The sequence below is a fragment of the Pseudomonas sp. GT1P32 genome (assembly GCF_054897805.1).
This window is the reverse complement of record NZ_CM142704.1, coordinates 2,232,646-2,257,794: the sequence shown is the minus strand read 5'-3', so window position 1 is coordinate 2,257,794 and position 25,149 is coordinate 2,232,646. Positions and strand designations below refer to the sequence as shown.

21 protein-coding genes are annotated in these 25,149 nt (G+C 59.9%); 11 read left to right on the top strand and 10 right to left on the bottom strand.

The features are described from left to right. Positions 1-8: 8 nt before the first annotated feature. Both nagZ and ACYZUC_RS10315 read left to right on the top strand, forming a co-directional pair. Positions 9-1,019 (top strand): beta-N-acetylhexosaminidase, encoded by a 1,011-nt coding sequence (nagZ, locus tag ACYZUC_RS10320; RefSeq protein ID WP_461995509.1) that lies wholly within the window; start codon positions 9-11, stop codon positions 1,017-1,019. 12 nt (positions 1,020-1,031) lie between these two features. Then, positions 1,032-1,769: an S-methyl-5'-thioinosine phosphorylase gene (locus ACYZUC_RS10315; RefSeq protein WP_223413923.1), complete on the top strand. Its 738-nt coding sequence runs from the start codon at positions 1,032-1,034 to the stop codon at positions 1,767-1,769. A gap of 126 nt (positions 1,770-1,895) precedes the next feature. On the opposite strand, the gene ACYZUC_RS10310 is transcribed toward ACYZUC_RS10315, so the two are convergent. The 3 genes from ACYZUC_RS10310 to mfd are packed head-to-tail and all read right to left on the bottom strand — an operon-like array spanning position 1,896 to position 8,624. Continuing rightward, on the bottom strand, positions 1,896-4,586 hold the full coding sequence (locus tag ACYZUC_RS10310; RefSeq protein ID WP_461995506.1) for an SNF2-related protein: 2,691 nt from the start codon (positions 4,584-4,586) through the stop codon (positions 1,896-1,898). Between the two features lie 11 nt (positions 4,587-4,597). Further along, the gene (locus ACYZUC_RS10305; RefSeq protein WP_461995504.1) at positions 4,598-5,164 is read right to left on the bottom strand and encodes a CsiV family protein; all 567 of its coding nucleotides are present in this window, start codon (positions 5,162-5,164) and stop codon (positions 4,598-4,600) included. Positions 5,165-5,174: 10 nt separating this feature from the next. Further along, positions 5,175-8,624: a transcription-repair coupling factor gene (mfd, locus tag ACYZUC_RS10300; protein WP_253402498.1), complete on the bottom strand. Its 3,450-nt coding sequence runs from the start codon at positions 8,622-8,624 to the stop codon at positions 5,175-5,177. 363 nt (positions 8,625-8,987) lie between these two features. Here mfd and ACYZUC_RS10295 point away from each other — a divergent pair, with 363 nt between their 5' ends. Continuing rightward, positions 8,988-10,451 carry a glyceraldehyde-3-phosphate dehydrogenase gene (locus tag ACYZUC_RS10295; protein ID WP_461995501.1) on the top strand — a complete coding sequence of 488 codons (1,464 nt, stop codon included), beginning with the start codon at positions 8,988-8,990 and terminating at the stop codon, positions 10,449-10,451. A 172-nt stretch (positions 10,452-10,623) separates the two neighbouring features. Here ACYZUC_RS10295 and tcuC read toward each other — a convergent pair whose 3' ends face one another. Continuing rightward, positions 10,624-11,922 (bottom strand): tricarballylate/proton symporter TcuC, encoded by a 1,299-nt coding sequence (tcuC, locus tag ACYZUC_RS10290; RefSeq protein ID WP_461995499.1) that lies wholly within the window; start codon positions 11,920-11,922, stop codon positions 10,624-10,626. 55 nt (positions 11,923-11,977) lie between these two features. Between tcuC and ACYZUC_RS10285 the strand changes: the two genes are divergently transcribed. Both ACYZUC_RS10285 and sthA read left to right on the top strand, forming a co-directional pair. Next, complete coding sequence (locus tag ACYZUC_RS10285) at positions 11,978-13,027, top strand: FAD:protein FMN transferase (RefSeq protein ID WP_461996695.1); 1,050 nt, start codon at positions 11,978-11,980, stop codon at positions 13,025-13,027. A 207-nt stretch (positions 13,028-13,234) separates the two neighbouring features. After that, complete coding sequence (sthA, locus tag ACYZUC_RS10280) at positions 13,235-14,629, top strand: Si-specific NAD(P)(+) transhydrogenase (RefSeq protein ID WP_008028455.1); 1,395 nt, start codon at positions 13,235-13,237, stop codon at positions 14,627-14,629. A gap of 42 nt (positions 14,630-14,671) precedes the next feature. Here sthA and ACYZUC_RS10275 read toward each other — a convergent pair whose 3' ends face one another. Further along, complete coding sequence (locus tag ACYZUC_RS10275) at positions 14,672-15,394, bottom strand: glycerophosphodiester phosphodiesterase (RefSeq protein WP_008028453.1); 723 nt, start codon at positions 15,392-15,394, stop codon at positions 14,672-14,674. Between the two features lie 20 nt (positions 15,395-15,414). Beyond that, positions 15,415-15,993 carry a PilZ domain-containing protein gene (locus tag ACYZUC_RS10270; protein WP_461995497.1) on the bottom strand — a complete coding sequence of 193 codons (579 nt, stop codon included), beginning with the start codon at positions 15,991-15,993 and terminating at the stop codon, positions 15,415-15,417. Between the two features lie 94 nt (positions 15,994-16,087). Here ACYZUC_RS10270 and ACYZUC_RS10265 point away from each other — a divergent pair, with 94 nt between their 5' ends. The 3 genes from ACYZUC_RS10265 to ACYZUC_RS10255 all read left to right on the top strand — a co-directional run bounded on the left by ACYZUC_RS10265 (position 16,088) and on the right by ACYZUC_RS10255 (position 19,338). After that, complete coding sequence (locus ACYZUC_RS10265) at positions 16,088-17,338, top strand: lipoprotein-releasing ABC transporter permease subunit (RefSeq protein ID WP_461995495.1); 1,251 nt, start codon at positions 16,088-16,090, stop codon at positions 17,336-17,338. A gap of 7 nt (positions 17,339-17,345) precedes the next feature. After that, entirely contained in the window at positions 17,346-18,029 is a 684-nt protein-coding gene (lolD, locus tag ACYZUC_RS10260) for a lipoprotein-releasing ABC transporter ATP-binding protein LolD (protein WP_167362922.1), read from the top strand. A 64-nt stretch (positions 18,030-18,093) separates the two neighbouring features. Beyond that, positions 18,094-19,338: a lipoprotein-releasing ABC transporter permease subunit gene (locus ACYZUC_RS10255; RefSeq protein ID WP_461995492.1), complete on the top strand. Its 1,245-nt coding sequence runs from the start codon at positions 18,094-18,096 to the stop codon at positions 19,336-19,338. A 123-nt stretch (positions 19,339-19,461) separates the two neighbouring features. On the opposite strand, the gene ACYZUC_RS10250 is transcribed toward ACYZUC_RS10255, so the two are convergent. Beyond that, complete coding sequence (locus ACYZUC_RS10250; protein WP_461995490.1) at positions 19,462-20,811, bottom strand: heavy metal sensor histidine kinase; 1,350 nt, start codon at positions 20,809-20,811, stop codon at positions 19,462-19,464. Continuing rightward, the gene (locus ACYZUC_RS10245) at positions 20,811-21,491 is read right to left on the bottom strand and encodes a heavy metal response regulator transcription factor (protein ID WP_461995488.1); all 681 of its coding nucleotides are present in this window, start codon (positions 21,489-21,491) and stop codon (positions 20,811-20,813) included. The genes ACYZUC_RS10250 and ACYZUC_RS10245 overlap by 1 nt, the downstream gene beginning before the upstream one ends. 155 nt (positions 21,492-21,646) lie before the next feature. On the opposite strand from ACYZUC_RS10245, the gene copI reads away from it, so the two are divergent. Continuing rightward, complete coding sequence (gene copI / locus ACYZUC_RS10240; RefSeq protein ID WP_223452202.1) at positions 21,647-22,168, top strand: copper-resistant cuproprotein CopI; 522 nt, start codon at positions 21,647-21,649, stop codon at positions 22,166-22,168. 61 nt (positions 22,169-22,229) lie between these two features. Further along, positions 22,230-23,060 carry an NADPH-dependent 7-cyano-7-deazaguanine reductase QueF gene (queF, locus tag ACYZUC_RS10235; RefSeq protein ID WP_461995485.1) on the top strand — a complete coding sequence of 277 codons (831 nt, stop codon included), beginning with the start codon at positions 22,230-22,232 and terminating at the stop codon, positions 23,058-23,060. 164 nt (positions 23,061-23,224) lie between these two features. Here queF and ACYZUC_RS10230 read toward each other — a convergent pair whose 3' ends face one another. Next, positions 23,225-23,488 (bottom strand): DUF4404 family protein, encoded by a 264-nt coding sequence (locus ACYZUC_RS10230; protein WP_008028435.1) that lies wholly within the window; start codon positions 23,486-23,488, stop codon positions 23,225-23,227. 109 nt (positions 23,489-23,597) lie between these two features. Next, positions 23,598-24,218 (bottom strand): HAD family phosphatase, encoded by a 621-nt coding sequence (locus ACYZUC_RS10225; RefSeq protein WP_461995483.1) that lies wholly within the window; start codon positions 24,216-24,218, stop codon positions 23,598-23,600. Positions 24,219-24,419: 201 nt separating this feature from the next. Between ACYZUC_RS10225 and ACYZUC_RS10220 the strand changes: the two genes are divergently transcribed. Further along, positions 24,420-25,109 (top strand): MlaA family lipoprotein, encoded by a 690-nt coding sequence (locus tag ACYZUC_RS10220; protein ID WP_461995481.1) that lies wholly within the window; start codon positions 24,420-24,422, stop codon positions 25,107-25,109. The last annotated feature ends 40 nt before the right edge of the window (positions 25,110-25,149 follow it).

Sequence of the window (25,149 nt, the reverse complement as noted above, 5' to 3'; positions counted from 1 at the left end):
GAATCTCTATGACTGCTCGCCTGCAAGGCTCGTTGATGGTGGACGTCGCCGGTACCTGGCTGACGGCTGAAGATCGCCAATTGTTACGCCAGCCGGAAGTGGGTGGCCTGATCATTTTTGCCCGCAACATTGAACACCCGCGCCAGGTGCGCGAACTGAGCGCCGCCATCCGTGCCGTTCGACCTGATCTGCTGCTGGCAGTGGATCAGGAGGGCGGTCGGGTGCAGCGCCTGCGCCAGGGCTTCGTGCGACTGCCGGCCATGCGCGCCATTGCCGACAACCCGAACGCCGAATACCTGGCCGAGCAGTGCGGCTGGATCATGGCGACCGAAGTGTTGGCCGTCGGCCTGGACCTGAGCTTTGCCCCGGTGCTGGACCTGGATTACCAGCGCAGTGCCGTGGTCGGTACCCGTTCTTTCGAAGGTGACCCGGAACGCGCCGCGCTGCTGGCGGGTGCATTTATCCGTGGCATGAACAGCGCCGGCATGGCCGCTACCGGTAAGCACTTCCCTGGCCACGGCTGGGCGGAGGCCGATTCCCACGTCGCGATCCCGAATGACGAGCGCAGCCTCGATGAAATCCGCGCCAACGATCTGGTGCCGTTCGCCAGGTTGAGCAAGCAACTGGCCGCCGTCATGCCGGCCCACGTCATTTACCCGCAAGTCGACTCCCAGCCGGCAGGCTTCTCCCGTCGCTGGTTGCAGGACATCCTGCGCGGCGAGTTGCAGTTCGACGGCGTGATCTTCAGCGACGACCTGTCGATGGCCGGCGCTCACGTGGTCGGCGATGCTGCCAGCCGTATCGAAGCCGCGCTGAGCGCTGGTTGCGACATGGGCCTGGTGTGCAACGACCGCGCCGCTGCGGAGCTCGCGCTGAGTGCCGCCCAGCGTCTGAAGGTCAAGCCGTCCGAGCGCATTGCCCGGATGCGCGGCCAGTCGTATGCCAGCACTGAATACCGTCAAGACCCGCGCTGGCTGACGGCCATTGGTGCGCTCAAAGACGCTCAACTGATTGAATAAGGACTTTACGTTATGACGGTTTACGCGATTATCGGTGGCACCGGCCTGACTCAACTGGAAGGCCTGAGCATTCGTCAGTCACTGGCGGTGGACACCCCTTACGGCACGCCTTCGGCCGAGGTGCAGATCGGTGAGTACGCCGGCAAGGAAGTGCTGTTCCTCGCACGTCATGGTCACCCGCACCGTTTCCCGCCGCATCAGGTGAACTACCGCGCCAACCTCTGGGCGCTAAAGCAGGCTGGCGCCGAAGCGATTCTTGCGGTCAATGCTGTCGGCGGAATTCATGCCGCGATGGGCACCGGGCATTTCTGTGTGCCGCATCAACTGATCGATTACACCAGCGGTCGCGAACACACCTATTTTGCCGATGACCTGGAACAGGTTACCCATATCGACTTCAGCTATCCCTACAGCGAACCGCTGCGCAAGCAATTGATCGCGGCATTGGCGGCTGAAGGCGTTGGCTACAGCAGTCATGGCGTGTATGCCTGCACGCAGGGACCGCGCCTGGAAACGGTGGCGGAGATCGCGCGTCTGGAACGCGACGGTTGCGACATCGTCGGCATGACCGGCATGCCGGAAGCGGCATTGGCGCGTGAGCTGGAACTGGATTACGCGTGCTTGGCGCTGGTGGTGAACCCGGCGGCGGGCAAGTCGACGGCGGTGATTACCATGGCCGAGATCGAGCAGGCGTTGCATGACGGGATGGGCAAGGTGAAGTCGACGTTGGCGCGGGTGTTGAAGGGCTGAGATAGCCTTTAGGCCGAGTCGCTCCCTTCGCGGGCAAGTCGGGTCGCCGCACCGCTCGCTCCTACAGGTATCGAGTTATCCCTTGTAGGAGCTGGCTTGCCAGCGATAGCGATTTAACTGCCGCCACTACTTATCGATTTTCTCCGGCAGCGGCGCAAACAACGCCTCAATATCATCACTCTGCAACTTCCAGTCCCCAGCCTTGCGCCCATCCAGCACGCCTGCCGCCAAGTCGGATTTTTCCTTCTGCAGGTGCTGAATTTTCTCTTCCACCGTGCCCCGGGCAATCATCTTGTAAACGAACACCGGTTTCTCCTGGCCGATGCGATACGCGCGGTCAGTTGCCTGGTTTTCCGTCGCCGGGTTCCACCACGGGTCGTAGTGAATCACCGTATCCGCTTCCGTCAGATTCAAGCCAACACCGCCTGCCTTCAAGCTGATCAGAAAGATCTGACGCTTGCCACTCTGGAAATCTTTCACCGGGGAGCGTCGGTCGCGAGTCTGTCCGGTCAGCAACGCATACTCCACGCCGCGCTTCTTCAGTTCGACCTCGATTAACGCAAGCATCGAAGTGAACTGCGAAAACAGCAGAATCCGTCGGCCTTCCTCGAACAACTCCTCAAGCATTTCCATCAGGCTGTCGAGCTTGCCCGAGGTACTTCCGCGCGTCGGCAGGGCCGCGTCGTTGACCAGGCGCAAGTCGCAGCAGACCTGACGCAGCTTCAGCAACGCCTCAAGGATGATGATCTGGCTGCGTGCCACACCTTTGCGGGTGATTTCGTCGCGGACTTTCTTGTCCATCGCCAAGCGCATGGTTTCGTACACGTCACGCTGGGCTTCGTTGAGCTCGACCCAATGGATGATCTCCGTTTTCGGCGGCAATTCCGTAGCCACCTGCTCTTTTGTCCTGCGCAACAGGAACGGTTTGATCCTGCCGTTGAGGTGTTGAAGTCGTACTTCGCTGGCGCGCTTTTCAATCGGCACGCGGTAATCGCGGTTGAAGCTCTTCACGTCGCCGAGCCAGCCGGGCAGCAGGAAGTGAAACAGCGACCACAGCTCACCCAGGTGGTTTTCCAGTGGCGTACCGCTCAGGCACAAACGCTGACGTGCATTCAGTTCGCGCGCGGCGTGGGCGGCTTTGCTGTTGGGGTTCTTGATGTATTGCGCTTCGTCCAGCACCAACACATGCAGTGGCTGTGCGGCCAGGCGTTCGACGTCCTTGGGCAGCAGCGCGTAGGTGGTCAGGATCAGGTCGTAATCGGCCAGACTGTCGAAATGCTTTTTACGACTGGCGCCGTACAGTGCCAGCACTTTCAGTTGCGGCGTGAAGTGCGCCGCTTCGTCGAGCCAGTTGGGAATCAGGCTGGTGGGCATCACTACCATGCACGGACGATCGAGGCGCCCGGCGTTTTTCTCACTGAGAACATGCGCCAGGGTTTGTAGGGTTTTGCCCAGGCCCATGTCATCCGCGAGAATCCCGCCAACCTCCAGTTGTCGCAGCGACTGCATCCAGCTCAAGCCTTCCAGCTGATAGGGACGCAAGGTCGCGTTCAAGCCTTCCGGCGCTGTCGCGGTGTAGTCCTTGATGTCCCGCAGGCGCTGGGCAAAGCTGCGCATCTGTTCGCCACCTTCCCAGAGCAGCGGCAGGTCTTCCAGCGGATTCAGGCGCGTCGCGTCGGCCTTGCTCAGGCGTAGCGTGGTTTCGCCGGGCTCTTGCAGATAGAACTCGCCGAGGGTCGCCAACACCGGTTTCAATCGGCCAAAGGGCAGGGCGACTTGCAACGGCCCATGCTCGGAGTTCGGGCGATGGGGAATGTTCACCAAAATCAATTCATCGTCGCGACGTCGTGCGAGGCGTTCCGGGTTGAGGATCTCGGTGTGGGAGCGCATCAGGTTCAACAGGATGGGCAGCAGACTCAGCCGCTCACCATTGACGATGATCCCCAGTTCCAGATCAAACCAGTCGCGCTCCGGCGCCTGTTCGACGGTGGCGTACCAGTCGTCCACGGCGGTCAGGTCGAAACCGAAATCCTCGTCGATCTGCAACTCCCAGCCTTGGGTGCGCAGCTTCGGCAACTCATTGAGCGTGAAGGTCAGCCAGGCACTGTCATTGACCATCTCATAGAGTTCGCCAGCACTTTCCGGCAAGGCTTTACTTTGGCGGGTGGCGATCTTGAAGCCGAGGATTCGTAACTGTTCCCTGTAGGCCTGTTCGACTTCCGGGTGGCGTTTTATCCGTAATGTCTGCGCCTCCTGACGTATCAGGATGTCGGCGTTTTTCTGCCCGCTAACGTATTCATCCAGATAGCTGAAGGACAACGCAGCGCGATGCTGGATGTAACGCTGCATCTTGCCGTTGCGCGGCTCGAAGGCGCTGAACTCAATGCTCGCCAGCCACAGGCGCGGCACCGGTTGCACGTTGTCCACCAGCACTTGCGGCGGTGCTTTCGGGCTGCGGTTTTCCAGTACGGCCTGGAGTTTTTCCAGCAATTCGGCGTCTTGAGCGGCGGCGGGGTAGGCGAGGGTTTCCTGCACCTTCAACAGCACGGCTGCGCAATGTTTGCAGTTGCTGCGGACCGGGCATGTACACGTGGCATCTACCATCAGCAGAGTGCTTTTTGCTGACTCGCGCAGGCGAATGGTCTGACGGTAAACGTTACCGCCAGAACCTTCGCACGCGGCCGTAATGGTTGCGTCGCCGACTTCCACGATCCTGACGCGGTTCTCCAGCGCATAGCGGCGGCCGCGCTCCAGGCTTTGTTCCTTGAATCGACTGACCCATGAAGGTGCCAGGGGTTTGCTCAGGGTCGCGGGCATAGGGACTTCAATCAGTCCGGAATTTGTTCGGGGACTGGCCGAGGCGCAGGGGCGGTGAGCGAGGTGATCTTGATCAGCAGGCCGAGGTGGCCGTTGTCGAGGAAGTTCAGCAGGCCGTTCTTGGTGTGGCTTTCTTGCTTGAGGCGTTCGCTGGCGGTCACCATGCCGTTGGCGTCGATCTGGTTGACCCAGAAGTCGGCGTCAACGTCGGTGAAGCGCCCCAGTTTCAGGTTCAGCGTGCCTTCGATCGGGAACTGACCGAACTGTTCCTTGCCATCGCTGATTGCAATTTTGCTGGCTTCTTCGCCGAGATTTTGCTGCCAGGCCTTGTGCAGCAACACCGTGTATTCATTGCTGGCGGTGAGTTTTTCCACTTCGCCATTCAGGCTCGGCGTACGCAGGCTCTCGGGGCGGATTTGCTGGGCGCCGGCGGCCCAGTCTTCCGGCGCGGCGCGGCTGACGATGGCGGGCACGGCGTTTTGCCGGACCAGAATCATTTCGATCTGATACAGGTCATCGGCAAACGCCGTGGGGGTGACCAGGGTGGTCAGCAAGGTCAGTAAACGAAACAGGCGCATGCGGCGTCCTTCAAGCAGTTTTCGGAATGAGGCATTCAAGCAACGCCTCTACAGTATTAAAGCGCTCTTCCGGGCGCTCCATCGGGACCATGAATTTAAACATCGTGGCCCCTTCGAATTTGTAGCGTTTAGGCTGGCCCTGAATCAGTTTGATCAGGGTCAGCGGATCGACCGGTGTCTGCGCCGCGAACTCGATCCGGCCGCCTTGCGGGCCGCCGTCGACTTTCTTGATACCCAGCACTTCGGCCTGCAACTTCAGCCCAGTGATGCGCATCAGGTTCTTGGTCGGCTCCGGCAGCAGGCCGAAACGGTCGATCATCTCCACTTGCAGGTCCTTGAGGCCTTCCTCATCGGTGGCCGAGGCGATGCGTTTGTAGAGAATCAGCCGCGCGTGGACATCCGGCAGATAGTCTTCGGGAATCAGTGCCGGAACACGCAGATTGACTTCCGGACCACCGCCCAGCGGCTGATCGAGATTCGGTTGTTCGCCCTTGCGGATCGACTTCACTGCACGCTCGAGCATCTCCATGTACAGGGTGAAGCCGACCGCCTGAATCTGTCCGCTCTGACCGTCGCCCAGCAGTTCGCCGGCGCCACGGATTTCCAGGTCGTTGGTGGCGAGCACGAAGCCCGCGCCGAGGTCCTGAGTGTTGGCGATCGCTTCCAGGCGCTTTTCTGCATCCGGGGTGATTTGCTGGCGCGGCGGTGTCAGCAGATAAGCATAGGCCTGGTGGTGACTGCGACCGACGCGGCCGCGCAGTTGGTGCAACTGTGCCAGGCCAAATTTGTCGGCGCGCTCGATGATGATGGTGTTGGCGCTTGGCACGTCGATGCCGGTCTCGATGATGGTCGAGGCGATCAGCACGTTGAAGCGCTTGTGGTAGAAGTCGCTCATCACCTGTTCGAGTTCACGCTCGCGCATCTGCCCGTGGCCGATGCCGATCCGCGCCTCCGGCACCAGTTCGGCGAGGTCAGCGGCGCATTTCTCGATGGTCTTCACGTCGTTGTGCAGGTAGTAGACCTGGCCGCCACGGAGCAGCTCACGGAGCAAGGCCTCTTTGACCGTACTTTTGTTTTGCTCCATGACGAACGTCCGCACCGACAGGCGACGGGCCGGCGGCGTGGCGATGATCGACAGGTCACGCATGCCGGACACTGCCATGTTCAGCGTGCGCGGAATTGGCGTGGCGGTCAGCGTGAGGATGTCGACTTCACTGCGCAGGGCCTTGAGCTGTTCTTTCTGACGGACACCGAAACGGTGTTCTTCGTCGATGATCACCAGCCCGAGGTTTTTGATTTTCACGTCGTCTTGCAGCAGCTTGTGCGTGCCGATGACGATATCGATCTTGCCTTCGGCGAGGTCGGCGACGGCGGCGTTCACTTCCTTGGTCGACTTGAAGCGGCTCATCACTTCCACGGTCACCGGCCAGTCGGCGAAGCGGTCGCGGAAACTGTTGTAGTGCTGTTGGGCGAGCAGGGTGGTCGGCACCAGGATCGCCACCTGACGACCGCCGTGCACCGCAATGAACGCTGCGCGCATTGCCACTTCGGTCTTGCCGAAACCGACATCGCCGCAAACCAGGCGGTCCATCGGTTTTGGCGCGAGCATGTCGGCGCGCACGGCTTCGATGGTGGTTTGCTGGTCCGGGGTTTCTTCGAACGGGAACCCGGCGCTGAAAGTGGCGTAATCGGCTTTCGGATCTTCGAAGGCATAACCTTCGCGAGCAGCGCGGCGGGCATAGATGTCGAGCAATTCCGCCGCCACATCGCGCACCTGTTCGGCGGCTTTGCGTTTGGCTTTCTGCCAGGTTTCCGAGCCGAGACGGTGCAATGGGGCCAGGGCATCGTCGCTGCCGGTGTAACGGGCAATCAAATGCAGGTTGGCCACCGGCACGTACAGTTTGGCGCCTTCTGCGTATTGCAGGGTCAGGAACTCGGCGGCTTGATCGTCGATTTCCAGCGTCGCCAGGCCCAGATAGCGGCCAACGCCGTGATCGATGTGCACCACCGGCGCGCCTTCGCGCAGTTCGGTGAGGTTTTTGATCACGGCGTCGTTGTTGGCGTCGGCGCGTTTTTCACGGCGACGACGCTGCATCACGCGCTGTCCGAACAACGGACTTTCGGCGACCAGCGCCAGGGCCGGATCGTCGAGCACCAAACCTTCGTCGAGCGGTGCGATGGTGATCGCCAAGCGCTCCTTGCTCGCGACAAAGTCGGGCCAGCTGTCGACGGTTTTCGGTCGCAGCTTCAGGCGCTCCAGCAGTTCCAGCAGCACTTCGCGACGGCCCGCAGATTCGGCGGTAAACAGCACACGACCCGGGAACTCGTCGAGGAAACCGGCCAGCGCGGCCAGCGGTTGAGTAGCCTTGGCTTCGATGGCCAGGTTCGGCAGTTCTCGCGCCGGGAAGCGCTCGCGGCCGACACCGGTTTCAACGTCCTGTTGGCTGGCGACGACGCGCGGCCAGTTCTTCAGGCGTGCGAAGCAGTCCTCCACCGGCAGGAACAATTCGGCTGGCGGTAATAAAGGACGGGACGGATCGACACGGCGCTCTTCATAACGATTACGCACGTCGTTCCAGAAATTTTCCGCCGCCTGCTCGATGCCCGGCAGGGAAAACACCTGGGTGTCCTGGGGCAGGTAATCGAACAGGGTCGAGGTTTCGTCGAAGAACAGCGGCAAGTAGTACTCGATACCCGCCGGTGTAATCCCGCTGCTTAAGTCCTGAAAGATCGGGCAGCGGCGGAAATCGACATCGAAGCGCTCGCGAAAGCGTGCCTTGAAACGGGTGACCGCATCTTTCTGCAGCGGGAATTCCCGTGCAGGCAGCAAGCGGACGGTGTCGACTTTATCGATGGAGCGCTGGTTTTCCGGATCGAAGGTACGCAGCGTCTCGATTTCGTCATCGAACAGGTCAATCCGGAAGGGCAGTTTGCTGCCCATCGGGAACAGATCGATCAGCGAGCCGCGGACGGTGAATTCGCCGTGCTCGTACACCGTGTCGACGTAGCGATAACCGCTGGCCTCAAGCCGGGTGCGCATTTGTTCGACGTCGAGCTTCTGGCCAACGTCCAGCACCAGGCTGCTGCCGAGCAGGAATTTGGTCGGCGCCAGGCGGTGCAGGGCCGTGGTGATCGGCACCACCAGCACGCCATGACTCAACTCCGGCAATCTGTATAGAGCAGAGATGCGCTGGGAAATGATGTCCTGGTGTGGCGAAAACAGATCGTAGGGCAGGGTTTCCCAGTCCGGGAAATGCAGCACCGGCAAATCCGGGGCGAAGAAACCCAGCTCCTGCTCCAGCCGCTCGGCACTTTGGCTGTCGGCGGTCAGTAGCAGGGTAAAGCGCTTGGCAGCGCTGGCAGCCTCGGCAATGGCCAGGCTCAGGGCGGCACCGGGCAGGTTGCCCCAGTGCTGTTTACCTGCCGCGGCAGGGAGAAGCGGTAGACGCAGAACGGGCACGGAAGGTTGAGCTCCAAGCGTTGCGACAAAGTCGGTAATTGTAGCGGCCCCGGGTGCCGCCTGTCAGTTGCTGACTGTGTCTATTACGCAGGTTTGGCGAAATGTAGTGGTAAAGACAAAAAACGCCGGTTTTTTGCTGAAAATTACTGATTATGTAGTGGCAAAACGACCGAGTGTTACGGAGGGTTACGGACAAGACAGCGATGTCTCCAAAAAATTGACTTCGCTGAAAGCCGCGGTTTTACTGGGCTTCGGCGGTGCGTAATTTTTTTGAAGAAGAAATTGTTACGGATCGCACGACAGGCGCGCATTGCTACGAGAGGCACTCGGCGGCATAATGTAGCCCCTTTTTTCTGCCCCTACATGTGGAAGGTTCCCGTGACTCAGAAGCCCGACCAGTGTCTTGGTGAATGGATCGACCGTGAAGCACTCGCAGAAGCGATGATTCCGCTTATCGGTCAGCTCTACCGCAATAACAACGTGGTGAGCTCGATCTATGGCCGCAGCCTGATCAACCAGTCTGTCATCGCGATTCTCAAAGCTCACCGCTTTGCTCGCCATCGTTCTTCCGACGATAGCGAACTCTCCGTCCACGAAACATTCCCTCTGCTGAAAGCCATGAGCGAGCTCAAGCTCGGCGCTGCTTCGGTAGATTTGGGCAAGTTGGCGTACAAATTCCGCGTCGAAGGCAATGGCCGTACTGCCGAGCAGTTCGTTCGTGAAGAAATGGCTGAAGTGGTTGGCCAGCAAAACGCCTCCGCTCGCAAAGGCACCGACGTTGTGCTGTACGGCTTCGGTCGTATCGGCCGTCTGCTGGCGCGCATCCTGATCGAAAAAACCGGTGGCGGCGACGGCCTGCGTCTGCGTGCCATCGTGGTGCGCAAGGGCGCCGAGAACGACCTGACCAAGCGCGCCAGCCTGCTGCGCCGCGATTCGGTACATGGTTCGTTCAACGGCACCATCACCATCGATGAAGAAAACAACACCATCACCGCCAACGGCAACCTGATCCAGGTTATCTACGCGAAGACCCCGACTGAAGTGGATTACACCCAGTACGGCATCAAAGACGCGCTGCTGGTGGACAACACCGGTGTATGGCGTGACGCCGACGGCCTGGGTCAGCACTTGGCCTGCCCGGGTATCGACCGTGTTGTTCTGACCGCGCCTGGCAAAGGCAAGCTGAAGAACATCGTTCACGGCATCAACCACGGCGAAATCACCGCTGACGACAAGATCGTGTCCGCCGCTTCCTGCACCACCAACGCCATCGTGCCGGTGCTGAAGGCAGTGAATGACAAGTTCGGCATCATCAATGGTCACGTCGAAACCGTTCACTCGTACACCAACGACCAGAACCTGATCGACAACTTCCACAAAGGCGATCGCCGTGGTCGTAGCGCCGCGTTGAACATGGTGATCACCGAGACCGGTGCTGCCACCGCTGCTGCCAAGGCTTTGCCTGAGCTGGCCGGCAAGCTGACCGGTAACGCGATCCGTGTTCCGACGCCAAACGTGTCGATGGCCATTCTCAACCTGAACCTTGAGAAAGCCGCCACCCGTGAAGAGATGAACGAGTACCTGCGCTACATGGCGCTGCACTCCGATCTGCACAAGCAAATCGACTTCGTCAATTCGCAGGAAGTGGTTTCCACCGACTTCGTTGGTTCGCGCCACGCAGGCGTTGTGGACGCTGAAGCGACCATCACCCAAGACAACCGCGTTGTTCTGTACGTTTGGTACGACAACGAATTCGGTTACAGCTGCCAGGTGGTTCGCGTGATGGAAGACATGGCCGGTGTAAACCCGCCAGCATTCCCGCGCTAAGCCTTAGCTGCACATGAAAACGCCCCGACTTTGGTCGGGGCGTTTTTGTTTGTGCAGGCTTTTGAGCCGTGTCGCCAGGTCGGGCCTCATCGCTAGCAGGCTAGCTCCCACAGGGGGCTTGTGAACGACACAGGCCCAATGTGGGAGCTAGCCTGCTAGCGAAAGCGGTCTGTCAGGCGCCGCCAACCACCGCCGCCTGCGCCGTCCGCAACTCATGCCGATTACCACGGAACAACACCAGCGTCGCAATCAACCCCAGCACTGCCGCGCCGCTGAGCCAGATCCCCGGCGCAGCCTTGTTATCCAGCACATGAATCAAGTACGTACAGGCTGCCGGCGTAAACCCGCCGAAGGTTGCCGTTGCCAGGCTGTAGGCCAGAGAGAAACCGGTCGTACGAACTTCCACCGGCATGATCTCGGTCAGCGCCACGACCATGGCGCCGTTGTACGAGCCATACAGGAACGATAACCACAACTCGACGATCAGCAAATGGCTGAAGCTCGGGTTTGCCACCAGCCACGACAGGGCCGGGTAAGCGGTGAGAATTGCCAGAATGGTCGCCGCGAGAAGCAGGGGTTTTCGCCCGATCTTGTCGGACACAGCACCCATCACCGGCAGCCAGAAAAAGTTCGACAGGCCGATACAGACTGTCACCAGCAGCGCATCCAGATCCGACAGGTGCAGTTCGGCCTTGCCGAAGGTCGGGGTGTAGGCGGTGATCAGGTAGAACGACACCGTCGTCATCACCACCAGCGCCATGCCGGCGATGACAATGCCAAAGTTCTGACCGATCGAGTGGATGATTTCCCGCAGGGTAGGGCGATGTTTTCGTGCCTGGAACTCAGGCGTTTCTTCCAGCGAACGGCGAATCACGAAGATCACCGGCACGATCATGCAGCCGATCAGGAACGGCACGCGCCATCCCCATTCACCCATTTGTTCCGGGCTGAGCCAGTGGTTCAAACCCACCCCCAGCAGGCCGGCAAACACCACCGCTGCTTGCTGGCTGGCAGACTGCCAACTGACGAAGAATCCTTTGCGCCCCGGTGTGGAAATCTCCGCGAGATAGACCGATACACCGCCCAGTTCCACGCCGGCAGAGAAACCTTGCAGCAGTCGGCCGAACAGCACGATCAGCGGCGCGGCCACGCCCAGCGTGGCGTAACCCGGCACGCAGGCAATCAACACCGTGCCGGCCGCCATCATCGCGAGGGTGATGATCAGGCCTTTGCGGCGGCCATGACGGTCGATGTAGGCACCGAGGAAAATCGCCCCCAACGGGCGCATCAGGAAGCCGGCACCGAAGGTGGCCAGCGACAGCATCAGAGAAGCGAAAGCGCTGTCGGCGGGGAAGAAGGTTTTGGCGATGGCTGTGGCGTAAAAGCCATAGACCATGAAGTCGAACATCTCGAGAAAGTTGCCGCTGACAACGCGAAAAATCGCTTTGCCTTTGCCGGTCGTGGAGGACATGTCTGGATACTCACTTTTTAAATCTTGTAAGAAAGCGTTTCGCGTGTGTCCCATAATGGCTGGCGTGCTTTTACTGGGAGATGAAGATTTGTTAACTGGACGTTGGAAGGTAGTTGTGACGCTGGCTGGTGTTTTGGCTGGCTGCGGCAATGGCGATTCCATGGAAAGCATCGGCGGCCCGACTATGGGCAGCACTTATTCAATCAAATACGTGCGCCACGCCAATCTGCCCGCGCCCGCACAGGTGCGCAGCGAGGTGGAGAAGATCCTCGCCGAGGTCGACAAGCAAATGTCTACCTATCGCAGCGATTCGGACATCGAACGCTTCAACGATCTGCCCGCCAATCGCTGTCAGAAAATGCCCGCGTCCATCCTCAAATTGATCCGCGTTGGTGAACAACTGTCGGAGCAAAGCGAAGGATCCTACGACCTGACCGTGGAGCCACTGCTCAATCTCTGGGGATTCGGCCCTCAGGCGCGTGAAGAAAAAGTGCCCAATGCCCCAGCGCTTGCCGAGGTGCGGCAGCGAGTCGGTTATCAGCATCTGCGCATCGAAGGCGATCAGTTGTGCAAGGACGCTGCCGTTGAAGTCGACTTCAACAGCATCGCCGCCGGCTACGCCGTCGATACGATTGCCGCAAAACTCGACGCGATGGGCATCCACAACTACCTCGCCGAAGCCACCGGAGAGCTCAAGGCTGCTGGCAAGAAACTTGATGGCTCACCGTGGCGCATCGCCCTTGAACAACCCCGAGACGATCAGCAAGTCGCAGAACGCGTCATCGCAGTCGACGGCTTCGGCGTGTCCACTTCCGGCGACTATCGCAACTATTTTCTGCAGGACGGTCGGCGTTATTCCCACACGTTCGATGCTCACACCGGTGCGCCCGTCTCACACACCCTGGCGTCAGTCACGGTCATTCATCCTTCAGCGTTGATGGCCGATGGCCTATCGACGCTGTTGCTGATTCTCGGTCCTGAACGGGGTTGGGACTATGCCGAAAACCACAACATTGGTGCATTCTTTGTGATTCGTGCCGATACAGGTTTCGTCATACGGACCAATCAGGCTTTTGAACGCCTCAGTGGCGGCAAAACTGAATGATTACGGTGATTCGCGCATTGAAAACTGGCGTTGTAGTGCAGGCAAAAGTAGCCTACGACGCGACCAAGGGTTAATGTGCGCGGCGTTGACGCTTCTATAGACTGTGTCCGGGTTCTGCACTGGCCCCAAATTGTTCCTTCACGCCGCAGATCGGCGTGATTTAGCCGCAGGTGCCGAGAGCGCCGCGGCCTGTTCTGAGGAGTATGCATGGCTGTCTACAACTACGACGTGGTGGTGCTGGGTTCCGGCCCGGCGGGAGAAGGCGCGGCAATGAACGCCGCCAAAGCAGGGCGCAAGGTGGCGATGGTCGATAGTCGTCGCCAGGTTGGCGGCAACTGCACCCACCTGGGCACCATCCCGTCCAAGGCACTGCGTCACTCCGTCCGGCAGATCATGCAGTTCAACACCAACCCGATGTTCCGGGCCATTGGTGAGCCGCGCTGGTTCTCGTTTCCGGACGTACTGAAAAGCGCCGAGAAAGTCATTTCCAAACAAGTCGCTTCGCGCACCGGCTACTACGCCCGTAACCGCGTCGACGTGTTCTTCGGCACCGGCAGCTTCGCCGACGAGCAAACCATCGAAGTGGTCTGCGCCAACGGTGTAGTTGAAAAACTGGTGGCCAAGCACATCATCATCGCCACCGGCTCGCGTCCTTATCGCCCGGCGGACATCGATTTCCATCACCCGCGTATCTACGATAGCGACACCATCCTCAGCCTCGGCCACACCCCGCGCAAACTCATCGTTTACGGCGCCGGCGTGATCGGTTGCGAATACGCGTCGATCTTCAGTGGTCTGGGTGTACTGGTTGAGCTGGTAGACAACCGCGGTCAGTTGTTGAGCTTCCTCGACTCGGAAATCTCCCAGGCGCTGAGCTACCACTTCAGCAACAACAACATCACGGTTCGCCACAACGAAGACTACGACCGCGTCGAAGGCGTGGACAACGGCGTGATCCTGCACCTCAAGTCCGGCAAGAAGATCAAGGCCGACGCCTTGCTCTGGTGCAACGGTCGTACCGGCAACACCGATCAGTTGGGTCTGGAAAACATCGGCGTCAAGGTCAACAGCCGTGGCCAGATCGAAGTCGACGAAGCCTACCGCACCTGCGTGCCGAACATTTACGGCGCCGGTGACGTGATCGGCTGGCCGAGCCTGGCCAGTGCCGCGCACGACCAGGGCCGTTCGGCCGCTGGCAGCATCGTCGACAACGGCAGCTGGCGCTTCGTCAACGACGTACCGACCGGCATCTACACCATTCCGGAGATCAGCTCGATCGGCAAGAACGAGCAGGAGCTGACTCAGGCCAAAGTGCCGTACGAAGTGGGCAAGGCGTTCTTCAAGGGGATGGCGCGTGCGCAGATCGCCGGCGAGCCTCAGGGCATGCTGAAGATCCTGTTCCACCGCGAAACGCTGGAAGTGCTGGGCGTGCACTGCTTCGGTTATCAGGCGTCGGAGATCGTGCACATCGGTCAGGCGATCATGAACCAGCCGGGCGAACTGAACACGCTGAAGTACTTCGTCAACACCACGTTCAACTACCCGACCATGGCCGAAGCCTATCGGGTAGCGGCGTACGATGGCCTCAACCGGCTTTTTTGAGCGGCTCCGGCCGGTGGCCTGAGCCGGCCGGGGAGACCGATTTCAGCAATTCTCGAGCGTGGCGGTGGCCAAACCGGGAAAGTCTGTAATCAGGCTGTCAACGCCGAAGTCGGCGAGTCTGCGCATCAGCGCGGGCTCGTTGACTGTCCACACCGACACATGCAACCCCTGTCGCTGTGCCTTCTCCAGGCGCTCCGGCGTACACAGGGTCCAGTTCAGCGCCAGAATCTCACAGCCATAGCTTGCCGCGACCTTCAATGGGTCGAGCCAGGCGTACTCGGCTACCAATCCGCGGGACACGTCCGGCACCAGGTCCAGCGCGGCTTTCAGTACTTCGCGCGAGCTTGAAGTGATGGTCACCTTGTCGAGCAGGCCATGACGCACGGCCATTTCACGAATCGCCAGAACGGTGGTCGCGGCGCGGGTGCGTGAAGCGCTTTTGACTTCCAGTTGCCAGTGCTCGAAATCGCATTTCTCGAACAGCTCTTCCAGCGTAGGAATAGGGCACGGCTTGATCCAGCCCGGTCCGCCCTTGCGCGCGTCGTAGGTCACCAGCTCGGCGGCCGTGTGCTCGACCACCTTGCCGCGTCGGTCGGTAGTGCGCTTGAGCGTCGGGTCGTGGATGACCATCAGCTCGCCGTCCATGGACAGGTGCAGGTCCAGTTCGCAACGGCGCACGCCGTGCTTGAGGCATTGCTGAAAGCTGTTCAGCGTGTTTTCCGGTGCTTCGCCCTTGGCGCCGCGATGGCCGTAGATGAGGGTCACGGTTCTTCCTTAAAAAAAATTTAAAGGCCTGATTCGTTTTCGCGGGCCAGGCGTCGTTCCTGGGCCTGCTTTTGCAGAATGTAACGGGCCAGCAGTTGGCGCTGGGCATCGGTCGGGCGTTCGAACTCGGTGCCGATGTCGAAGCCGTCGCCCTTGCGGTCGCAATGGGTGACGCGCGCCCGAAGCAACAGGCCGAGGGCTTGTGGCATCAACACCAGTTTCACCGACAAGTGAGTGCCTTCAGCGATAGCGGTCGGATACTGGAAGTCGATGCCGCCTTCCGAGATGATCACTGGCTGCGGCTCGCCAATCTGTCCGAGCACGGTGATGGCGATCACCTGGCTGAGCAGATCGATGCGTTTGTTCTGGGATTTCAGGAACGCCGCGAGGGTGCGGTCGCGTTCACTGATCTGGCGCAGCAGGTGTTGCGACTCGAATTCGCTCAGGTGCAATTCGCTGAGCAGGTTGAAGAGTGGGGAAGCATCCTGCAACACTTCCTGGCCTGCGGCTTCGGGAGCGGACAGGGGCCGAATTTCCAGTGCGATCGTGTCCTCGATACGGTAGTATTCGCGGCGATCTTCTTCATCTAATGTCGACATGGCGAACCCATGGTAGCGGCGGTGGTCTGAGTGTAAAGCTGGTTATCGACCCCCGCCACAAGGACGTTCCTTTTCCCTCCGAACAAGCCCCGACATGTTCAGACCTCTCTTCGTATTTATTGGCACGCGTTATACCCGTGCAAAGCGTCGCAATCATTTTGTGTCGTTCATTTCCCTGACTTCGATGATCGGTCTTGCCCTCGGCGTGATCGTGATGATCGTCGTGCTGTCGGTCATGAACGGCTTCGATCATGAGATGCGCACGCGCGTGTTGGGCATGGTGCCCCACGCGACCATCGAGTCCGGTGAGCCGATCAGCGACTGGCAGGGCCTCGCCGCCAAGGTCAAGCAGAACCCGCAAGTGACGGCCGTGGCGCCGTTTACCCAGATGCAGGGGTTGCTGACCAACAACGGCAAGGTCTCCAAGGTGCTGCTCAATGCCATCGACCCCGCGTTGGAACGCCAAGTGTCGATCATTGACAAGTTCATGCTGCAGGGCAAACTCGACGACCTCGCGCCCGGCAGTTTTGGCATCGTCATCGGCGACAAGGCGGCCGCCAAGCTCGGCGCGGCCATTGGCGACAAGCTGACCTTCGTTGCGCCGGAAGTCACCGTGACCCCAGCCGGCATGTTCCCTCGCATGAAACGCTTTACCGTGGTCGGCATCTTCCATGTCGGCGCCGGTGAAATCGACGGTTACCTGGGCGTCACCAACCTGCAGGATCTGGCCAGATTGCACCGCTGGAAACCGGATCAGGTGCAGGGCATCCGCCTGAAGTTCGACGACCTGTTCCAGGCGCCACGCACCGCGTGGAACATCGCCCAACAGCTCGGTGAAGACCATTTCTACGCCCGCGACTGGACCCGCACCCACGGCAATCTGTATCAGGCGATCCGCATGGAAAAAGCCATGATCGGTCTGCTGTTGCTGCTGATCGTTGCCGTGGCCGCGTTCAACATCATTTCCACGTTGGTGATGGTGGTGAACGACAAGAAGGGCGACATCGCCATTCTGCGTACCCTCGGCGCCACGCCGGGTTCGATCATGGCGATCTTCATGGTGCAGGGCACGGTCATCGGTGTGGTCGGTACGCTGATCGGCGCCGTGGTCGGGATCTTCGCCGCGCTGAACGTCAGCGCCGCGATCTCGGTGCTCGAAGGCCTGATCGGACACAAGTTCCTCAACGCCGACGTGTACTTCATCGATTACCTGCCGTCGCAAGTGCAGAGCCAGGATGTGTTGATGGTCTGCGCCGCCGCGTTGGTCCTGAGTTTCCTCGCCACCCTGTATCCAGCCTGGCGTGCCGCGCGCACCCAGCCTGCGGAGGCGCTACGTTATGAGTGAGTCGGGCATGAGTGATAAAGCAATCTTGAGCTGCCGCAACCTGGGCAAATCCTACGAGGAAGGCCCGGAGTCGGTAGAAGTGTTGGCCGGTCTGCAACTGGAGCTGCATCCGGGTGAGCGCGTGGCGATTGTCGGCACCTCGGGTTCGGGCAAAAGTACTTTGCTCAACCTGCTGGGCGGTCTCGATACGCCGACCAAGGGCAGCGTCTGGCTCGACGGCGAAGAGCTGTCGGCACTCAGCGAGAAGAATCGCGGCCTGTTGCGCAATCGGTCGCTGGGTTTCGTATACCAGTTCCACCATTTGCTGCCGGAATTCACCGCGCTGGAAAACGTCTGCATGCCGTTGCTGATCGGCAAGACCGCGATCCCGGAAGCGCGTCAGCGTGCGACGGCGTTGCTGGAGCGGGTAGGGCTGGGCCATCGCCTGGAACACAAACCGGCAGAATTGTCCGGTGGCGAACGTCAACGCGTGGCCATCGCCCGCGCGCTGGTGAACAAGCCAGGGCTGGTGATGCTCGACGAGCCGACCGGCAACCTCGACTCCCACACCGCCCAGGGTATTCAGGATTTGATGCTGGAGCTCAGCACCTCGATGCGCACGGCGTTCCTGGTGGTGACTCACGACATGAACCTGGCTCGCCAGATGGATCGCGTCCTGCATTTGCAGGAAGGTTGCCTGACGCCTATCTGATTGGCCGAAACCCGATGTCTGAAAAGACGTCGGGTCTTTTTGTTTTTATACGGTGCCCCAGCGAATGTTCAGACCGTTATCGATCTTTATCGGCACGCGCTATACCCGCGCCAAGCGCCGCAATCGCTTTGTTTCGTTCATCTCGATGACCTCGATGATCGGCCTCGCCCTCGGTGTGCTGGCGATGATCGTGGTGTTGTCGGTGATGAACGGCTTCCAGCGCGAAATGAGCTCGCGCATCCTCGGCATGGTGCCTCACGCGACCATCGTCGGCGTGAACCCGATCGACGATTGGCAGCCGGTGGCCGACGCCGCGATGAAAAACCCGGAAGTGACCGCCGCCGTGCCGTTCACCGAGATGGAAGGCATGCTTTCCTATAAAGGCACGATGCAGCCGATCCAGGTCAGTGGCGTCGATCCGGCGCTGGAAGGCAAGGTCTCGATCGTTGCCCAGCACATCGTCCAGGGGCGTCTCGATGCCTTGAAGCCGGGCGAGTTCGGTGTGGTGATCGGTGAGATCACCGCACGACGTTTCCGTTTGAATGTTGGCGACAAGATCACCCTGATCGTGCCGGAAGTCAGCACCGCACCGGGCGGGATCACCCCGCGCATGCAGCGGCTGAACGTGGTGGGCGTGTTCAAGGTTGGCGCAGAGCTGGACGGCTCGATGGCGCTGATCCACGTTGCGGATGCCGCGCAGATGCAGCATTGGGAACCGAATCAGGTGCAGAGCGTGCGTCTGGCGGTGAAGGATTTGTACGCGGCGCCGAAGGTCTCCAGCGATATCGCTGGCGGCTTGGGCACGGCGTACAAGGCTGACGACTGGACTCACACCCAGGGCAGTCTGTTCAGCGCGATGAAGATGGAAAAAACCATGATCGGCCTGCTGTTGCTGATGATCGTTGCGGTGGCAGCGTTCAACATCATCGCGACCTTGATCATGGTGGTGAACGACAAGGGCGCGGACATTGCGATCCTGCGTACCATCGGTGCCACGCCACGACAGATCATGGCGATCTTCATGGTCCAGGGCACGGTGATCGGCGTGGTCGGCACCTTGATCGGTGGCGTGCTCGGCGTGATTGCCGCGCTGAACGTCAGTGAGCTGGTGGGCTGGATGGAGCGGGTCAGCGGGCAGCATATCTTCAGTTCTGACGTGTATTTCGTCAGCAACCTGCCTTCGGAACTGCAGGGCGGGGATGTGTTGCTGATTTGCTCTGCGGGGTTTGTGTTGAGCTTCCTTGCGACGGTTTACCCGGCATGGCGGGCGGCGAAGATCGAGCCGGCTCACGCGTTGCGGTATTCGTAGGTCGTTACACCGCTTTCGCGGGTAAGTCGGGTCGCCGCACCGCTCGCTCCTACAGGTTTTGTATCGACGCAATAAAACCTGTAGGAGCGAGGCTTGCCCGCGAAGGGGCCGGACCTGCCGGCTTCAATCCCCCTTCGGCAACTCAATCACAAACCGCGTCCACCCATTCTCCGATTCGCAACGAATCTGCCCGCCATGGGCCCGAATGATCGACTGGGTAATCGCCAACCCCAACCCCGCATGTTCACTGCTGCCTTCCTGACGCGCCGGATCTGCGCGGTAGAAGCGATCAAACAAACGCGGCAGTAATGCCCCGTCAATGCCTTCGCCGCTGTTCTCGACCGTCAGACTCAAACCTTCAGGCCGCTCGATAATCTGCACCCGAACCTCACCCTCGGCCGGCGTGAATCGCAGCGCGTTATCCAGCAAATTCGAAAGTGCCCGACGCAACATGCTCCGGTCTCCCTCCAGGCGCGCGTTGCCTTCGCGGCTCAACGTCACCTGGGCGTCTTCGGCCAATGGCGCAAAAAACTCCAGCAACACATCCGCTTCTTCCGCCAATTCCAGGGGTTCACGTTTGGGCATCAGCAACCCGTGATCAGCCTTGGCCAGGTACAACATGTCGTTGACCAGTTGCGCCATCCATTGCAGTTCTTCGAGGTTGCTGTGCAGTGCTTCGCGGTAATCCTCAAGGGGGCGTGGGCGGGTGAGGGTGACCTGGGTGTGGGTCAGCAAATTTGACAGGGGGGTGCGCAGTTCATGGGCAATGTCGGCAGAAAACGCCGAGAGCCGCTGAAAAGAGTCGTCGAGGCGTCCGAGCATGGCGTTGAAGTTGTGGGCCATTTCCGCAAGTTCGGGGGGCATGTTCTCTTCGGGCAGTCGGGCATTCAGCGACTGCGCGGAAACGCCACTGGCGATTGCACTCATGCGCCGTAACGGACGCAGCCCGCTGCGGGCCGCCCAGGCGCCGAGCAGTGCAGTGGCCAGGGCCGACAAACCGACGGTCAGCCAGATCAAGTGCTGCATGCGCTGCAGAAAGTGCTGGTGGTGGGTGATGTCCAACAGCAGGGTCAATTGCGGTGAGTCAGGCTTGTCGACAAACAACGGCGCATTGAGGACGCGGTAGTCGGTGCCGTTGTCGTTCATGGTCGACAAACCCGGCCTCTGCGGAAGTTTATCGGGCAGGCTCGCGGCGCTGTCGTACCAACGCTTGCCGTCGCTGCCGGAAATGCGCAGGGACAAATCAGCCTGACGGTTCAATTCATCCGCCAGTCTGACTTCGCTTTCACTGGACTGAAGATCGTGAAGCGCTCGGCGCAAGCCAATGAGCTTGCCGTCCAGCAATTGCTGGTCCAGTTCAACGAAGTGCGCCTCGCTGGCTCGACTGAACAGCACGCCCGCGAACAACGAAACCACGGCGGTGCAAGCTGCAAACAGCAGCGCCAGACGGCTGCTCAATGAAAGTCGGCGCATCAGGCCGGGCGCTCTTCGAGGACATAACCCATGCCGCGCACGGTATGGATCAACTTGTTCGGAAACTCGTCGTCGATTTTCAGGCGCAAACGGCGGATGGCGACTTCGATGACGTTGGTGTCGCTGTCGAAATTCATGTCCCAGACCTGGGAAGCGATCAGGGATTTGGGCAGCACTTCGCCCTGACGGCGCAGGAGCATTTCGAGCAGGGCGAATTCCTTGGCGGTCAGGTCGATGCGCTGGCCACTGCGTTCGACGCGACGGCGGATCAGATCCAGGCGCAAATCGGCCAGTTGCAGGCTGGTTTCCTGTGGCGTGGTGCTGCCGCGACGCAACAGGCTGCGAACCCGGGCCAACAGTTCGGAGAAGGCAAACGGCTTGACCAGATAATCGTCGGCGCCCAGTTCGAGGCCGTGAACCCTGTCTTCCACCGCGTCTCGCGCTGTCAGAAACAGGACCGGCGTGTCGAGGCCCGCGCTGCGCACTGCCTGGAGGATTTGCCAGCCGTCGCGACCGGGCAACATCACATCGAGGATCAACAGCGCGTAGTCACCGCTCAGGGCCAATTGCTGGCCAGTGCCGCCGTCGGCCACCAGTTCGGTGTTGAACCCGGCTTCGGTCAGACCCTGACGCAGGTAATGGCCGGTTTTCGGTTGGTCTTCGACGATCAGCAGTTTCATGGGCGACTCGAGGCAAATGGAACGAACGCTTTATACCGTGGGCAGCGGTTGTGCAGGCCAACCTGACAAAGTTGTAATCTGGCTGTCAGGTTACGGGCAGTGGCAGCAGTTTAGTGTTTTCCACAGGCTGAACTTTATCTTGTTGGAGTACGACTATGTTTTTGCGCAAACCCCTGGTGCTGGCTGCGTGCCTGCTGGTGCTGAGTTCGCCGGTGTGGGCATCGCCGGCGCACACCTACGACTTCGGGCAGCCGGCCCCGGCTGCCAAGGCGACCCGCAGCGTTGAAGTGGTGATGGGCGACATGTCGTTCACCCCGAAGGCCATCGATATCAAGGCCGGTGAGACGGTTCGCTTTGTGCTGGTGAATAAAGGCCAGTTGCTGCACGAATTCAACCTCGGTGACGCGGCGATGCATGCAAAACATCAGCAGGAAATGATGAAGATGCAGCAGAGCGGCATGCTTACGCCTACAGGGATGAAAGAAATGGACCACGGCGCGATGGCGGGAATGGATCATGGTATGAAGCACGATGACCCCAATAGCGTGCTGGTCGAGCCGGGCAAAACCGCCGAACTGACCTGGACCTTCACCAAGGCCACCAACCTTGAATTTGCCTGCAATATTCCAGGCCACTATCAGGCTGGCATGGTCGGTAAATTGACTGTCAGTCAGTAAGCACTCTAAGGCGCGAGCAAAGGCTGGTAGAATCCGCTGATTCTTCAGTCAGGTTTCCGCCATGCATCCCGCAGCCGAACACTCGCCGCTGGGTAAATCCAGCGAATACATCGCCACTTACACGCCGTCCTTGCTGTTTCCTATCCCGCGCACCGCGAAATGGGCCGAGTTGGGGCTGACGGCTGAAACCCTGCCGTATAAAGGCGTGGATTTCTGGAACTGCTTCGAGCTGTCGTGGCTGTTGCCGTCCGGTAAACCCGTGGTGGCGATCGGCGAATTCTGCATTCCGGCGGATTCGCCGAACATCATCGAATCCAAGTCGTTCAAGCTGTATCTGAACTCGCTGAATCAGACTCCGTTTGCCGATATCGCAAGCCTAGAAGCGACGCTGGTGAACGACCTGTCCGCTGCGGCAGGCAAGCCGGTCGGCGTGCGGGTTCGCCGCCTGAAAGACGTTGAAGCCGAAGGCGTCGTGGCGCTGCCGGGTGTGTGCATCGATGACCTGGATATCAGCGTCAGCAACTATGAGCAGCCGCGTCCGGAGCTGCTGCGTTGTGATGATTCGCGCATCGTCGAGGAGAGCGTGCACAGTCATTTGCTCAAATCCAACTGCCCGGTGACCAGTCAGCCGGACTGGGGCAGCGTGGTGGTGGAATACCGTGGCGCGGCGCTGGATCACGCGAGTCTGCTGGAGTACATCGTGAGCTTCCGTCAGCACTCGGACTTCCATGAACAGTGCGTGGAGCGGATTTTCCTCGACCTGCAACGCTTGCTGAAACCGGAGAAATTGACGGTGTACGCGCGGTATGTGCGTCGCGGCGGGTTGGACATCAATCCGTATCGCAGCACTGAAGACGTGCAACTGCCGAACCATCGGCTGGTCCGTCAGTAAAGATTACTTGTAGGAGTGAGCCTGCTCGCGATGGAGGGTCAGATACATCGATGTCGGCTGACCCTCCATCGCGAGCAGGCTCACTCCTACAGAGGTTGCATTGCAAATCCAGGCTATGAAAAAGCCCCGCTATCACTAGCGGGGCTTTTTTGTATTTGGCGGGTTCAGATCCCCATGCTGACCAGGGATTGCACAATATTGCGCAAGGTGCCGGCAATGGCGGGGTGCTCAAGTTCAAAGCGTTCGACGGCCAGGTTTACGCCATCGGCGAGGCTGGAGTCCTGGGTTTTGGTTTCGAGCTCAAGCTCAAGTTCGATCTGTTGCATCAGCGCATGCAGGTCGGCGCGCTCTGCTTCGGTCAGCGGAGGATTCTGTTCCAATTGCTCGCGCAGGGCATTGAGCTGTTGTTGCAGTTCGCGGGCAGGCATGGCGTTCTTCCTTTTATCGATAGGCACTGGCATAGACCGTGGCAGCGCGCCAAAGGTCTATGGCTGACCTTTAGATTAATCCACTCGCGCGCAACCTGCATGATCTCGATCAGGGCTTTTCACCCTTGAGCCGACGCAGGCTGATGTCGGCCAGGCAGGTGTCGAGTTCTCCAAGGTGATCGATCACTGAATGCACGCCCAGGCTGAACAACTGCACGGTAGCCTTGCCGCGCAGGTGTTCCCGTTCCTTTTGGCTCAAGGCTTGCCATTCACTGGGTGCCAGCCCGCAGAGCGAGCCGCAGGACGCCAGGCCGATCGTCCACAGCCCGGCATTCAGGCCCGATTGCAGCAATCGCGGTTCGCCGCTGACCAACACGCAACCATCCAGTTGCCCGACATTCAACGCCATCAAGGCTTGCCAGCATGCATTCGGTGCTGGCCACGGATTGATTGTTGCGGGGTGTTGCGACGGCTTGACCCAGTCGGGCAGGGCGGTGGCCAGGGAGTGGCTCAATGCGGGGGGGAGTTCGTCGAGCCAGGCACATGGAATCTGCTGGCGCTGCAAACTGTGCAGGCTGTCCAGAGCGCCAGGTGTGACTTCGGCATGCTCGGCGCAATGGTCGCCGTGCTGGCGCGTGCGGGCGCCGAAGTCCACCAGGCAACCGCTGAGGCCAAACAGGACGGCGGTCAGGCTGGGGGCGGCGAGGGGCAAGGTTTCGGCGTGCGGCATGTCAACATCCCTGAAATAGCGTCAAGGCTATGCGCCGCCGGTGACAGTTGAGTGACATTGATGTGAATCGCTCACAGTCATGACGAATCATCCGTAGGCCATCGCGCACGATGCTGCCTAAAGCGACTTTTCCGTCTTATACTAGTTAGCTTAATGCCCGGGCCAAGACGCTCGCGCCAGTACAATCCAAGGAGTTTTTCTATGCGCTGGAGCAATCATCTAGCTCAGTTTTGTGTATGCGCCAGTGTGTTGCTGGCCCCGTTCGCTGCCCAGGCAGCCACGGAAGAGGACCCTTGGGAAAGCATCAACCGTCCGATCTACAAGTTCAACGACGTGCTCGACACCTATGCGCTGAAGCCTCTGGCTCAGGGCTACCAGTTCGTGACCCCGCAATTTCTCGAAGACGGCATCCACAACATGTTCCGCAACGTCGGTGATGTCACCAACCTTGCCAACAACATCTTGCAGGCCAAACCGGCCGCTGCCGGCGTCGACACCGCACGCCTGATCTTCAACACCACCTTCGGCCTGCTGGGCTTCTTCGATGTGGGCACCAAGATGGGCCTCAATCGCAGCGACGAAGACTTCGGTCAGACGTTGGGCTACTGGGGTGTAGGAAGCGGCCCGTACGTGATGCTGCCGTTGCTGGGCCCAAGCACTCTGCGTGATGCGCCTGCCAAGTTTGTCGACGGCTACACCGGCCCGTACCCGTACATCAACGACGTACCGGTACGTAACTCGATCTTCGCCCTGAACATCGTCGACACCCGCGCCAGCCTGCTGTCGGCCGAGAAGCTGATCAGCGGCGACAAGTACACCTTCATCCGCAATGCGTACTTGCAGAACCGCGAGTTCAAAGTCAAAGACGGTCAGGTCGAAGACGATTTTTGATCCAGACCGGTAAAAACGAAGAAGGCGGCCCGTTGGCCGC